The organism is Cerasicoccus sp. TK19100 (assembly GCF_027257155.1).
GTDB classification, from domain to species: Bacteria; Verrucomicrobiota; Verrucomicrobiia; order Opitutales; family Cerasicoccaceae; genus Cerasicoccus; species Cerasicoccus fimbriatus.
In genome coordinates this window covers 355,917-369,164 of sequence record NZ_JAPWDU010000004.1, presented here as the reverse complement: position 1 = coordinate 369,164, position 13,248 = coordinate 355,917, and the positions used below count along the sequence as shown (strand labels likewise).

Annotated in this window: 13 protein-coding genes; 8 read left to right on the top strand and 5 right to left on the bottom strand. The window is 56.4% G+C overall.

The features are described from left to right. Positions 1 to 33 precede the first annotated feature (33 nt). The gene (locus O3S85_RS11760) at positions 34 to 729 is read left to right on the top strand and encodes a PDDEXK family nuclease (protein ID WP_269540571.1); all 696 of its coding nucleotides are present in this window, start codon (positions 34 to 36) and stop codon (positions 727 to 729) included. Between the two features lie 56 nt (positions 730 to 785). Here the strand turns inward: O3S85_RS11760 and O3S85_RS11755 are convergent, their stop codons facing one another. From O3S85_RS11755 to O3S85_RS11735, 5 genes are all read right to left on the bottom strand, one after another. Beyond that, on the bottom strand, positions 786 to 2,057 hold the full coding sequence (locus O3S85_RS11755) for a type II secretion system F family protein (RefSeq protein ID WP_269540570.1): 1,272 nt from the start codon (positions 2,055 to 2,057) through the stop codon (positions 786 to 788). A 118-nt stretch (positions 2,058 to 2,175) separates the two neighbouring features. Continuing rightward, entirely contained in the window at positions 2,176 to 3,870 is a 1,695-nt protein-coding gene (locus O3S85_RS11750; RefSeq protein ID WP_269540569.1) for a GspE/PulE family protein, read from the bottom strand. 27 nt (positions 3,871 to 3,897) lie between these two features. Further along, positions 3,898 to 4,974 (bottom strand): type IV pilus twitching motility protein PilT, encoded by a 1,077-nt coding sequence (locus O3S85_RS11745; RefSeq protein WP_269540568.1) that lies wholly within the window; start codon positions 4,972 to 4,974, stop codon positions 3,898 to 3,900. Between the two features lie 109 nt (positions 4,975 to 5,083). After that, on the bottom strand, positions 5,084 to 6,784 hold the full coding sequence (locus tag O3S85_RS11740) for a GspE/PulE family protein (protein WP_425499852.1): 1,701 nt from the start codon (positions 6,782 to 6,784) through the stop codon (positions 5,084 to 5,086). Positions 6,785 to 7,180: 396 nt separating this feature from the next. After that, positions 7,181 to 7,672, bottom strand: a complete 492-nt coding sequence (locus O3S85_RS11735) for an NUDIX domain-containing protein (protein WP_269540566.1) — start codon at positions 7,670 to 7,672, stop codon at positions 7,181 to 7,183. Between the two features lie 249 nt (positions 7,673 to 7,921). Here O3S85_RS11735 and O3S85_RS11730 point away from each other — a divergent pair, with 249 nt between their 5' ends. The 7 genes from O3S85_RS11730 to O3S85_RS11700 all read left to right on the top strand — a co-directional run bounded on the left by O3S85_RS11730 (position 7,922) and on the right by O3S85_RS11700 (position 13,172). After that, positions 7,922 to 9,073, top strand: coding sequence for an alpha/beta hydrolase family protein (locus O3S85_RS11730; protein WP_269540565.1), 1,152 nt, complete (start codon positions 7,922 to 7,924; stop codon positions 9,071 to 9,073). 35 nt (positions 9,074 to 9,108) lie between these two features. Further along, positions 9,109 to 9,516 (top strand): hypothetical protein, encoded by a 408-nt coding sequence (locus O3S85_RS11725; protein ID WP_269540564.1) that lies wholly within the window; start codon positions 9,109 to 9,111, stop codon positions 9,514 to 9,516. Positions 9,517 to 9,564: 48 nt separating this feature from the next. Then, a complete protein-coding gene (gene sixA / locus O3S85_RS11720) occupies positions 9,565 to 10,059 on the top strand; it encodes a phosphohistidine phosphatase SixA (protein ID WP_269540563.1) in 495 nt (164 codons plus the stop codon). A gap of 129 nt (positions 10,060 to 10,188) precedes the next feature. Then, positions 10,189 to 10,563: a Fur family transcriptional regulator gene (locus O3S85_RS11715; RefSeq protein ID WP_269540562.1), complete on the top strand. Its 375-nt coding sequence runs from the start codon at positions 10,189 to 10,191 to the stop codon at positions 10,561 to 10,563. Positions 10,564 to 10,613: 50 nt separating this feature from the next. Beyond that, entirely contained in the window at positions 10,614 to 11,639 is a 1,026-nt protein-coding gene (locus O3S85_RS11710) for a metal ABC transporter substrate-binding protein (protein WP_269540561.1), read from the top strand. A gap of 4 nt (positions 11,640 to 11,643) precedes the next feature. Further along, positions 11,644 to 12,363 (top strand): metal ABC transporter ATP-binding protein, encoded by a 720-nt coding sequence (locus O3S85_RS11705; RefSeq protein WP_269540560.1) that lies wholly within the window; start codon positions 11,644 to 11,646, stop codon positions 12,361 to 12,363. Continuing rightward, the gene (locus O3S85_RS11700; protein WP_269540559.1) at positions 12,363 to 13,172 is read left to right on the top strand and encodes a metal ABC transporter permease; all 810 of its coding nucleotides are present in this window, start codon (positions 12,363 to 12,365) and stop codon (positions 13,170 to 13,172) included. Before O3S85_RS11705 ends, O3S85_RS11700 begins: the two co-directional genes overlap by 1 nt. Positions 13,173 to 13,248 lie beyond the last annotated feature (76 nt).

Sequence of the window (13,248 nt, the reverse complement as noted above, 5' to 3'; positions counted from 1 at the left end):
CGCGCAGTTTCAAGCATCATCTTGTAAATGGAGATGCCCGATACATCGATCTATCCGCTTGTTGGCTGGTTGTGTTTGCTGGCTGCGCCGGTATTCTCGCACGCGGAATCCGGGGCAAGTGAGACCGCGCAATTGCCGGCAATGATTGCGACCCAGAATGATCACGCATACCCGATGACGGAGCTCATCCCGATGATCTCGGGCTATCAGGTAGTTCCATGGTCGGGGCAGCAATTGGCGGCACTGCGTAGTGCCGCCGAGGGAGTGCTGAGGCATTCGCAGGCTAATCCAATCCAGTCGGGGCGTGTCAATGAGGTCGGGAACCAAGTGGAAGATTTGCTGGGTGAACGTCTCGTGGCAGAAGGTTTCACGGTTGATACGCCGCGCACGCAGTCCGGGCGTCGGCAAAGCGCAGGCTATCCGGACTTGGTGGCGCGGAAGGATGGCGAGACCTTCTACATCGAAGTAAAATGCTACAGCGCGAAAACGGAGAACTCCACCCAGCGTTCATTTTACCTATCGCCTTCGGAGGATCCCAAGATTCGGGAAGACGCCATTCATTTGCTGTTTGGTTTCGAGATGAAGGAGATCGCCGAAAACCAATACCAGCTTGATCAATTTCACGTGCTGGATCTGGCGGAATTGGCCTGCCAGGTCAAAATCGAGTTCAACGCCAGTAACCGTGATCTCTACGGTGGTGAGTTGACGATATTTCAGTCTGCGGAGTAGCCAAAAGAAAAGCCCGGTCCATGCGAACCGGGCTTTTTCGTAAAGATTAAACCTGCTTAGGTGAGGTTCTGAATGATGGAGATAATCGGCAAGAACAGCGCGATAACGATGGTACCAACAATGATCGCGAGGAAGATAATCATGATCGGCTCGATGATGGACGTGATCGAGTTCACGGCGTTGTCCACGTCTTCATCGTAGTTGTCCGCAATGCGATTAAGCATCTCGGCCAGCTCACCGGTTTCCTCACCAACGTCGATCATACTGGTGACCATGGTCGGGAAGATCTTCTGCTGTTCCAGCGGAGTTGCGAGGCTTTCACCGTCACGAACGCGGTCATGCACACGGTTTAGGGCGTGGGCAATACGGCTGTTGCCGATGACGTCGCGGGTGATGTTCAGGGATTGCAGAATCGGCACGCCGGAAGAGAGCAGGGTGCCGAAGGTGCGGGTAAAGCGCGAAATCGCAGCCTTGCTGACGAGCTCACCCACCTTGGGAGTATTGAGCGCGAGCCAGTCTTTGGCCTTCTGGCCAGGGCCGGTGCCGATCAGGACCTTGAAGATGACAATGATGATCGCCAGAGCGATGATCTTGATGAAAAAGTCGATGATGCCGGTGGGTTTCACGATGTTACCGGCATTAATGACAAACTCCGTTAGCGCTGGCATGGACTTGCCCTTGAGCATCGTTTCGAAAATTTCCTGAAACTTCGGCACGATGAACATGAGCAGACCCATCACAATGATGAGTGCCACCGAGATAATGACGATCGGGTAGATCATCGCGGACTTGATCTTCTTGCGCGTCTTCAGGTCCTTTTCCATGAACTTGGCCAGACGGGTCAGAACGACGTCGAGGACGCCGCCAGCCTCACCGGCCTTGATCATATTGACAAAAAGTGGCTTGAAAATCTTGGGGTGCTGGGCGAGGCCGTCGGAAAGATTGTTACCCGAGCGAACGTTGTCGGCGATTTGCACGAGGACGTCTTTGAAGCGCGGGTTCTTCTCCTGGCGGATCATCACTTCCAGGCTTCGCAGCAGGGGCAGGCCCGCTTGGAGCAGGGTGGCCATCTGGCGGGTGAAAATGGTCAGGTCTTCCTGATTGATGACGGCACCGAAGTTCAAGCCGCCGCTCTTCTTGCCGCCGGCCTTGGCTGCGGTGGTGGCTCGTCGGGACTTCTTAGGCGCGTCAGCAGATTTATTGATGCTGCTGACCATCAACCCCATGCCCGAGAGCTTGTTTTGTGCGTCTTCTTCTGAGGATGCGTCAATATTGCCGGTCTTTTGTTTGCCGGAAGGATCAATTGCGGTGTAGCTATATTTTGCCATGGGGTCTAAGCGTGTGTCAGGTAAGGAAGCGTTTAAGTTGGGATGATGGCGTCAAAGTGACAATGTTAATGTGCGCCAGACGGCACGGATAAAGGTGAAAATGCCGCGTTTCTAAACTCTAGGTATACTTTAACACCTCTTCGATGGTGGTTGCGCCGTCAAAAATTGCGCGGAGGCCGTCATCGCGCAGGGTGCGCATGCCTTGCTCAAGCGCTTTCTGCTTGAGCACGAGCGTGGGTGCCTTCTGGGTGATGAGATCGCGAATGGTGTCGCTGATGGCCATCATCTCGAAGAGGCCCTGGCGACCGCGGTAGCCGGTTTGGCTGCACTCGGCGCAGCCTTTGCCGTAGTAGAATTGCTTGTCGGCGATTTCCAACGGGTCGATGCCGAGGACGTCGATCAACTCAGCATCGGGCTCGTAAGCGGTGCGGCAAGTTGGGCAGATGCGGCGCACAAGGCGTTGGCCAAGAACGCCTTCCAGTGATGCGGAAATCAGGAACGGCTCCAGACCCATGTCGATCATACGGGTCACCGCGCCGGGGGCATCGTTGGTGTGGAGCGTTGAGAGCACCACGTGACCCGTGAGGGAGGCCTGCACCGCGATCTGGGCGGTTTCGAGGTCACGAATCTCACCGACCATGATCTTGTCCGGGTCTTGACGCAGGAAGGAGCGCAGCGCGGCGGCGAAGTTGAGACCCACCGTGTGGTTAATGGCCACCTGCATAATGCCGTCGATCTCGTATTCCACCGGGTCTTCAGCGGTCAAAATCTTGGTGTCGACCTTGTTTACCTCGCGCAGCGCGGAGTACAGCGTGGTCGTTTTACCGGAACCGGTTGGGCCGGTGACAATGAAAATACCGTTCGGCAGCGCCACCAGACGGCGGATGTTCTGCATGATGTCGTCCGGCATGGACAGGTTTTCCAGGTCCAGGTTGACGACGGATTTGTCCAAAACGCGCAACACGACCGACTCGCCAAACTGCGTGGGCAGCGTCGATACACGGAGGTCGACCGGACGGCCGGCGATGGTCATTTTAATACGACCATCCTGCGGAATGCGGCGCTCGGCGATGTTCAGGCTGGAGAGGACCTTGATACGGGAAATGACCGGCACGGCGAGGTTACTCGGGGGCGGGGCCATTTCATAGAGCGCGCCGTCAATACGGTAACGGATGCGGAATTGCGTCTCAAAGGGCTCAAAGTGGATGTCGGACGCCTTGTCGCGAATCGCCTGCTGGAGGACGAGGTTCACGAAGCGGATGATCGGCGTTTCGTTCGCGAGGTTGGTCAGCTCGCTGGCGGACATGTCCTGGCTGGCGTCGACTTCCGCCTCGGAGGAGCGGATTTCATCGAGCAGGTCGTCGATGGAGGAGTCTTCGCTGCCATAGTGCTGGACAATGAGGTTGTCCAGGTGGTCCGGGTCGGTGATGACGAGGTTTACATCCTTGCTGAGCGAGAATGTGAGGTCGTCAATAATGCTGTTATTAAACGGGTCCTTGGCGAGGAGGTCGATCGAGCTGTCGTCAACGCGCAGTGGTAAAACGGCATACATGCGGGCCACGGAGGGCTTGACGGACTCAACGATTTCCTGGTCGATGCGCTCCGGAGGCGTTTCCAGATACTCATACTGAAGGTAGTCCGCGACCAACTGCAGCAGCTCATTGCGATCGATGAGCTCAGAGTCGATGGCTTCCTCGGCCAGGGCCTTGCCGGTGTTGATGTGGGCCTGGTTCAGGTCGTCCAGTTGAGCGGTATCAATCAGGTTACTTTCCTGAAGGATCTCGTAAATGGTGTCGTTGTGATCTTCAAACATGGGTAGGCAACAAAAGCGGGCGATGTGTTAACGGTTATGCGCGGCCATGGAGGCGACCTTCTGGCGCATCTCGTCGGGCAATTGAGATTTTTCTATGCAGGTTTCTCCGGTGATAAACCCGCGGTTGAAAAGGCTGAGCAGGTGAGCATCCAGGGAGATCATTCCCAGGTTGGCACCCGTCTGGATGTCGGAATTGATGCGGTAGGTCTTGTTTTCGCGAATCAGCGCGGAGATGGAGTCGGTAGTGACCATGATCTCGTAGCTGGCGATGCGGCCGCCGCCGACCTTGCGGCAAAGCACCTGCGAAATAACAGAGACGATGGACGAGGCCAGCTGCGTGCGAATCTGGTCCTTGGTTTCGGCAGGAAATGCGTCGACGATACGGTCGACCGTGCGCGCAGCCCCGGTGGTGTGCAGGGTGCCAAAAACAAGGTGGCCGGTTTCCGCCGCCGAAACAGCGGCTTCGATGGTTTCCAGGTCGCGCATTTCCCCGACGAGAATGATGTCCGGGTCCTGGCGAAGCGCACCACGAATGGCCTCGGCGAAGCTGGGAACATCCACGCCGACTTCGCGCTGGGTGACGATGCAGCGCTTGTGGTCGTGGTAATATTCAATCGGGTCCTCAATCGTGATAATGTGGCCGTCCAGGTTCTCGTTGATCCAGTTGATCATCGAGGCGAGGGTGGTGGACTTGCCGGAGCCGGTTGGACCGGTGACGAGGATCAGGCCGCGCGGGCGGGTCAGAAGGTCTTTTACTTTGTCGGGCAGGCCAATCTCGCGCAGGCCGAACAGTTTGTTCGGGATTTGGCGAAGCACCATGCCGTAGTTGCCCTTGGCCTTCATGACGGACACGCGGAAGCGCGCTTTGTCCATGAAGGCGAAACCGAAGTCCGCCCCGCCGACGGTCTTTAGCTTTTGTTGATGGGCGTCGGAAGTGATGGCCTCCATGAGCGCCTCGGTGTCCTGGGGCTCCAGGTCCGGACCATCGACTGGCACCATCGAGCCGCCGGTGCGCAGAGTGGGAGGTTGGCCTACCTGAATATGGAGGTCTGACGCGCCTTCATCGCACATCAGGTTGAGCAATTCATTCATTTCGTAGCTCATGGGCGTCCTTCTGAATTCAAAATTAAAAATGCAAAATGCAAAAAAATAACCGCAGCCAGTCTGGTGCCTGTTTGATTTTTGAACTTTGAATTTTGCATTTTACATTTCATTAGCTCATGTCGCCCACGGTGACGTGGAGGACTTCTTCGATGGTGGTCATGCCAGCGACAACCTTGCGGAAGCCGTCCTCGCGCATGGAGCGCATGCCAGCCTCGCGCGCCTTGGTGCGCAGTTCGACCAGGGTGCGGTTTTCGTAAATCATCTGCTGGACTTCCTCGGTAACGACGAAGAACTCAAAGATGCCCATACGGCCTTTGCAACCGGTGTTGTTGCACTTGCCACAGCCTTCACCCTTGAAGAATTCGATATCGGCTAGTTGGGAGTCGGGCATACCCATGGCGTTGATTTCGTGGACTTCCGGCAGGTGGGGCTTCTTACAATTGTTGCAGATGCGTCGCACCAGTCGCTGCGCCAGTGCACCGCGCAAAGCGGCGGAAATCAGGAACGGCTTTACGCCAATATTCGACAAACGGGTAACGGCACTTGGCGCGTCATTGGTGTGGAGCGTGGAGAACACCATGTGACCGGTCAGCGACGCATTAATCGCGATTTCAGCCGTTTCCAAGTCTCGAATTTCCCCGACCATGATGATGTTCGGCGCTTGGCGAAGCATCGAGCGAAGCGCGGCGGAGAACGTCATGCCGACATCTTTGCGGACCTGCACCTGGTTGATGCCGCCCATCTGATACTCAACCGGGTCTTCGACGGTGATGATTTTGCGGTCGGGGTGGTTGACGTAATTGAGCGCGGAATAAAGCGTGGTGGACTTACCCGACCCCGTCGGACCGGTGACGAGGAACACGCCATCGGGCATCGCAATGATTTTCTCGAAATTGGCTTGGTCGTCCGAGAAGAAACCCAGCTGCGGCAGGCCGAGATTGAGGCCTTCCTTGTCGAGAATACGCATGACGATAGACTCGCCGTAAACCGTTGGTAGCACTGAGACGCGCAAGTCGATATCTTTGCCGGAAGCGCGCATCTGAATACGACCGTCCTGCGGGACGCGCTTTTCGGCAATGGACACGTTGGCCATCAGCTTAATGCGTGAAATGATAGCCGGCTGCAGGCGCTTGGGCGGGTTTTCCACCTCCACCAGGCGACCGTCAATGCGGTAGCGGACGCGGAAGCGCTTTTCCAGCGGCTCCATGTGGATGTCGGACCCGCGACGCTTAATGGCCTCCGTGATGATCATGTGCACATAGCGAATGATCGGCGCGGCCTCTTCGTCGGTATTGTCTTCGTCACCCGTCGGGAGCTCGATGTTGATGTCATCCTCGCCGAGAACGTCTTTATAGAGGCTGTCCATGCCTTCCAGTCCGCTGGCTTCAGGAGAATCGTAGTAATTCTCAATGGCCTTGGCGATCTGCTCGGGCGTGGTCAAGCGGGTGTTAACGCTCATCTTCAGCACGTGGCTGAGGCTGTCGATCGAGTCGACATCGAGCGGGTCGCAGGTGGCGAGTTCCAGGGTGTTGCCATCGACCTCAATGGGAAAGACGTGGTAGCGCGCGGCCATGTCGCGCTTGACCAGTTCCAGCGCCTCGTGGGAGACGCGGATGTCATTGAGGTCAATGGTCTCCATGTTGAATTCCTCGGCGAGGGCTTCAACAATCTGTTGGTGGGTGCAGGCGCCGCTGGCCACAATCATCTCAATGGCTTCACCATCGAGGTTTTCGGGCGGCTCTTCTTTGGCGCTGGCTTCGGCCAACGCCTGATCGACGGTATCCGCGCCTACCAGGCCGCGGTCCTGCATAAGTTGGAGAACAAAATCGTCAGCGGATGTCACAAGCTAAAATGGGAATTAGTTACGTTGATAAAGTTGGGCTAGCCCCGAAGTTTCGCCTTTCCCGGCCTCGTGTAAAGGAGGAAATGCCCAGAAGTCCTTATCACTTGGCGATTTCGCACTCACCGGCTGGTTTTTGAAAAGGCTTCTACCCTAGATTTATGCTGTGATGAGGCTAGGAGGAGGGGATGTTTGGGGGTTCGAAGGTTGGAAAGTTGGAACGTTTGAAGGTTCGAAGGTTGGAAAGTTGGAACGTTTGAAGGTTCGAAGGTTGGAATGTTGGATGGTTGTGAGATGGGGGATTGGCTTTCGGGATATTCGTAAGTCACTAAACTTTCGAACCTTCAAACCTTCCAACTTTCGAACTCACCGCCCTAAAACCGCCGCTAGGCGCTCTATTAAAGGCCACTGCGATTCTTTCAGCAAATGCTTGGCTTCGCTGAGCGAGACCATGGCTACGCGGTCGACTTCCGGGATGTAGACCGTCTTACCGCTCTTGGGCGGCCATTCGATGGGGATTTCGTTGCTGACAACTTCACGGCCCTCTGGCCAATCGCCGCGAAAGGCCCAGGCATGGACGACCTTGCCGCCCTTTTGCTTAATCGTGTCCAGTGGCCAAAAAATAACGTTGGGGTCTGTTTTGGCGGGTGGGATCAGGCCAATTTCCTCCGCAAACTCCCGGCGCGCGACTTCCAGCAGGTCTTCTTCGCCCGGGTCGGGCTCGCCTTTGGGGATGGACCAATGCCCGGCGTCCTTCTTTTTAAAGAACGGCCCACCCGGGTGCGCGATGAAAACCCGGAGCTCGTCACCGGAGTCGTCATACATCAGCAAACCGGCTGAAATTCGTTGCTTGGCCATTATTGCGACTGAGTAACGGGCCGTGGCTCGACGTCAAAGCGAATATGGTAAGTGGGCTCGGACGAATCGAGCTCGGCAATCTCCTGCTCATCGTATGTTTTGATTAATGCTTGGCTGGGTCCTCACGCCTGTCAAACGGAGATGCTCACCACCTAAGAAGCTGCACTTGAAACAATTAGCCGCGTTTTCAGTCCGCCGCGCAAAAAAACAGACTTTCACTGCCCTGAAATCGCGGTAATCTATTCCGGCATGCCCCCTCATCAGCACCTTGCCGCCGAGTCAAAGATTAACGCCCTGCCACTGGCAGATTTATTCGCGAAGAAGGATGGTGGGCGGGTCCGCTCGCCGGAAGAATGGGCGGCACAGTCATCATACTGGTTGGAGCAAGTCGTGAACTTGGAATATGGCGGGATGCCGCCTGCGCCAGAGCATGTGGTTATCGAGTCAAGGTGTCATGCGCGCATCCGCCGGTGGGACGATGGCTCCCGCTTGAACTCCTACAGTGTGCGATGCCATGGCGGGGAATGGCCGATTGCGCTCGGGGTGAAAATATATGCGCCAGCGGGGGAGGGGCTATTCCCGACGATACTCTACGGGGACGGTTGCTGGCATTATCTGAGCGACGACATGATCCGAAGCGTGCTCGGTCGAGGTATGGCGCTGGCGGTCTTTGATCGAACGGAAATGGCGGAGGATCTGGTTTATCCGGATGTGGTCGACAAGCAAAAGCGCAGTGGAGGGCTTTACGATGTGTATCCGGGCAAGGGGTTTGGCGCGATCGCCGCCTGGGCCTGGGCGTATCATCGCGCAGTCGATTTATTGACTGAGCTTTCGTATATCGATGCTTCGAAAATTGCTATTAGCGGACATTCGCGCGGCGGTAAAACTACTCTGTTGGCGGGTGCTACGGATCCCCGGATTGCCCTGGTGCATGACAACGCCTCGGGTGCCGGCGGCTCGGCTTCATTTCGTTATGTTGGCCCGGGCGGGGAAACGCTGAACATTGTGCGTGATCTGTACTCATGGTTTGGCCGGGGGCTGGATGAATACATTGGTGAGCCTGAGCGTTTACCATTCGATCAGCATTGTTTGTTGGCAGCGATTGCGCCGCGACCCTTGCTGCATACTTACGCCCTGGATGACCACTGGTCGAACCAGCGGGGCATGGTGCAGTGTTCGCGAGCGGTTAAGCAAGTTTATGGTTTTCTCGATGCGGCGGAAGATCACGCCTTCCACCTGCGGGAGGGCGGGCACTTTTATGCGCCGGAAGACTTAGCGCGTTTGCTAGAATTTATTGACTGGCGCTGGTTTGGGCGCGAGCCGGAGTCGGCGTTTAATACGCACCCATACGGCGACCTGCCTGAACCGTTTTCCTGGCGTGCTCCCAAGGTCGACTCATAGCTTGATTTGCTTGGTGGATGAATCATCTTGGCGCAATGGAAGCACCCACCGTTAGCCGATGGCAAATCGTTACCCGTGGCCTGACCAACCGTTGTCCAAACTGCGGGGGGCGACCGATCTTTCGCGCGTGGTTCAAGTTGTGCTATCGCTGCCCCCGGTGCGCGATGAAGATGGCGCGTAGTGACGGGTTTTTTCTCGGGGCAGTTGTCTGGAATTACGGGCTGACGGTGTTCGGTTGTTTGCCGCTGTTGCTGGCTCTTTATGCAGCGGGGGTGATCTCACTAACGACCTTAGGGCTAATTGGGGCAACGGTTGGGGTGGTTGTGCCAGCCGTTATTTATCCGTGGGCCTGGAGCCTTTGGCTAATGACTTATTATTGGGCCTTACCGCACGAGCTCCCTGCCAATGCCGGGACCGATCCGAACATCGACGAGGATGAATAAACGCCAGCACTGACTGGACCTTTACCGTGTTTGTGTCATGATGTGAGTATGAGACTTTATCTGCTGCGACACGCCGAAGCCAGTTACGATTTCCCTACCGACGAAGCTCGGGAACTGACCCCCAAGGGCGTGCGCTCCATCGCCAAGCTGTGCGACCGCGTGAAGCGTAAAGAGCTCTCCGGCCTGCGAGCAATCCATCATAGTAAGCTGGTGCGCGCTCGACAAACCGCTGAGCTGCTTCACGATGGGCTCAAGCTGGAGGCACCCTTGGTTGAGACTGTTGGCCTGGCTCCGATGGACGATCCTACCGCGCTGGGTAACCTGCTTTGGGAAACATCACAGGACCTAATGTTTGTTGGGCATAACCCGCATTTATCAATTTTGACCTCGTGGCTGCTCACGGGAGACGTTTTCTCAGACTGCATTAATTTTAAGAAAAGCGGCCTGATTTGCCTGGAGCGGGAGTCACCACCCCGAGACGGTCGCCCCGCTGGAGTGTGGGTGGTTAGTTGGTATTTTATTAATCGCCCGTTTGCGGAATAAAACATGAATCGTATTTCTTTTACGATATTTGAGAATTAACTATCAATAGTAGTAAATATCACTTTTTCTGCGTTTTTCATTGAAAACGAATCTGCTGATAGGCAGTAAGTTATAAGAACTATCAGCGAAATGGGGAAAAATTTTAGAGATACCAAACAGCGCGCCGCAATTCTGAACACGTTAAAAAATGCCGAACACCCGCTTACGCCCAAGGAGATTCAGGAGCGTGCCGCAGAGTCGGCGCCGGGCTTAGGAATCGCGACAGTTTATCGTAATATTCGACTGCTGCTGGACAACAACGAGATCGAACCAATCGAGGTACCTGGCCACCGTACGTGCTATATGCTGCCTGGTAATGGGCACCGTACCCTCGTCGTTTGCCGCGACACCAATCGCGTAGTCTTGGCCGATGGCGTCGATTTCAAAATCCAGCCTGACAACCTGCCCGAAGGCTTCCAGGCTGAGCAGGTGGAGATCTTTATCTACGGTCGCTACGCCACATAACTTACTGCAAATGAATTGCATTCCCTGCGCCCCGCCTGCAAATTGGCGGGATGTATAAATGCTTCATCCTGTTTTTGCTCTGCGGAGCCGCCAGTTTGTCGGCACGACTCAATGTCGTGGCGACCAATGGCATTGTGGCGGACTGGGCTGAGCAGGTGGGCGGTAAGGAAGTATCCGTCACGACTTTTGCCGGACCGGGCATGGACCCACATCACTTTGAGCCATCACCGCGCCAGTTGGGAGCTTTGGCCAAGGCAGATGTGGTGATCGGTTTTGGCGAGGGGCTGGAGCCATGGCTGGGGGATGCGATGCAGGCCAGCGGAAGTCAGGCGGAGCTGCTCGTCTTAACCGATCATGCCGAGCTAATGGAATTTGGTGCCGCCTTTTGGCAAGATATGCCCCTGCTTTACCCGAAGGCTGAGAGCAAGCCGCCATGTTGCAAGGAGGATGCCATTAAAGCCAACGAAGTGTGGGGCAAAATGCGCAAACTCATGCCGACGGGCCACCAACATGATGCGCACGACCACGGGCATGATCATGGTGAATACGACCCGCACGTTTGGCTGGACCCGCAGCAAGCGCTGATGATGGTGCTCGCGATTAATCTGACCTTTGCCGAGCTGGACCCCGCGCATGCGGACTATTTTGACGAGCGTCGTCAGGCGTATTTGGATCAACTGATTGAGCTCGATGAGTGGGCTGAAGCGCGCCTGGGTGAAGTCGCGGCGAACCGGCGTATCTTGATCGGCTACCATGATAACCTGCGTTACTTCGGCCGCCGCTATGGCTTTTTTACGCCCGCAAGCATTCTGGGTAGCGTGTCCACGGAGGCACCAGATCCTTCGGCTAAGCAGTTTCATGAGTTGCTGAAATTGATTGAGCAATTTAGCCCGCCTGCCTTGTTTATCGATGCCTCGGCGAATCCGCGCCTGGCGCAGCAGATACAGCGCGAAGCCGGCGTGCCGACCGTAGCAACGCTATACACGGACAACATCACTGCCGCCGACGGACCCGCGCCCGACTACCTGACGCTGATGCGGGTGAATGTGGAAACCATCACCGACTCCCTGCGCTAACGCCGTGCCACTCCTACGCTACCATGCCACTTGTGGCGGGCATCACGCGCACGATGCCCCGGCGCTCGTTTTTGACGACGTCGCTTTGGGTTACGCGGGTGAAGAGCACCCGGTGCTCAGCGGCGTGAGCCTGAACATCGACCGTGGTCGTAGTATTGCACTGTTGGGGGACAACGGTGCGGGCAAATCAACCTTGCTGAAGAGCGTTGCGGGCTTGCTTCCGTTGCGCCAGGGCAAGATCACCGTGCTGGGGCATGCGGTAGGGCAGTGCCACCACCAGGTAGCTTACTTGCCGCAGCATCGCGAGATCGATTGGGGCTTCCCGATCAGCGTGCGCCGCTTTGTGCTGACCGGCAGTTACATTCACTTAGGCTGGTTTTTACGGCCCAGAAAAAAACAGCACGAGGCCGCTCAGCGCTTACTCGAAAAACTGCAACTCTTGCCGTTGGCCGAGCGACGAATCAATGAGCTTTCCGGCGGTCAACAGCAGCGTCTACTCGTCGCGCGGACGCTACTGCATGGCGCGGATTTGCTGCTGTTGGACGAGCCTTTTAACGCGGTCGACTCCGACAACCGCGAGTTGATTCGCCAAGTGCTCCACGGGCTTAAAGCTGAAGGGAAAACACTGGTGACGGCCACGCACGATCTCGAGTTCGGTGCTGGTTTTTTTGATGCGCGCTACCGCCTGGCCGATGGCCACTTGCGCGAGGAGGGCAGCGTATAATGGATTGGCTGACGGATCCATTCGAGGCCGACTTCATGCAGCGCGCGCTCATTGCCGGCGTCTTGGCAGGCGTCAACTGCGCGGTGATTGGTGTGTATATTGTTCAGCGGCGCATGTCGTTTTTCGGCGGTGCATTATCTCACACGGTATTGCCGGGCATGGTGTTCGCATTCCTGCGTGGAGTGGATATTTTCTGGGGCGCTTTGGGCGCGGCAATGGCGACTGCGTTTGGCGTTGGTTGGTTGTCGCGTCGACGCGAAGTCGGGGAAGATGCTGCGATTGGCGTAGTGCTTTCCGGCATGTTTGCGCTCGGCGTGCTGATGATGAGCCAGGTGAATTCGTTTCGTGATTTCAACGCACTGCTCTTCGGCAGTGTGCTTGGTGTGGCTCCGCAGGATATCTGGCTCGGCCTTGGTGTGACCTGTCTGGTGCTGGTGGCGGTGACGCTGATTAATAAGGAAATCGAGCTCTCGTCCGTCGACCCGGAATACTCGCGCGTGATCGGTGCCCGGCCGAATCGTATGCGCACGCTGTTGCTTCTTCTCACCGCGCTCAGCGTCGTGACGGCGGTGCGTGTGGTCGGCGCGCTTATGGCTACTGCGCTGCTCATCACTCCGGCGGCGGCGGCATTAGTCTGGGCGCGTTCGGTGTTGTCAGCGATGATGGTTTCCGTGGGTATTGCCGTGCTGAGTATTGTGGTGGGCTTGGTCGTATCTTACCACTACGATTGGTCTTCCGGTGCTGCCATCGTGCTCACGGCCACGGCCTGCTTTGGCGTCAGTTGGTTGGCGCGCGTGATCTGGCGCTAGTAACTCGGACTGAAGCGCAAACGCTGGTGCTACCAATCTTGCCCAAGGGACTACGGTCAAACCGTCTCTTTGGACA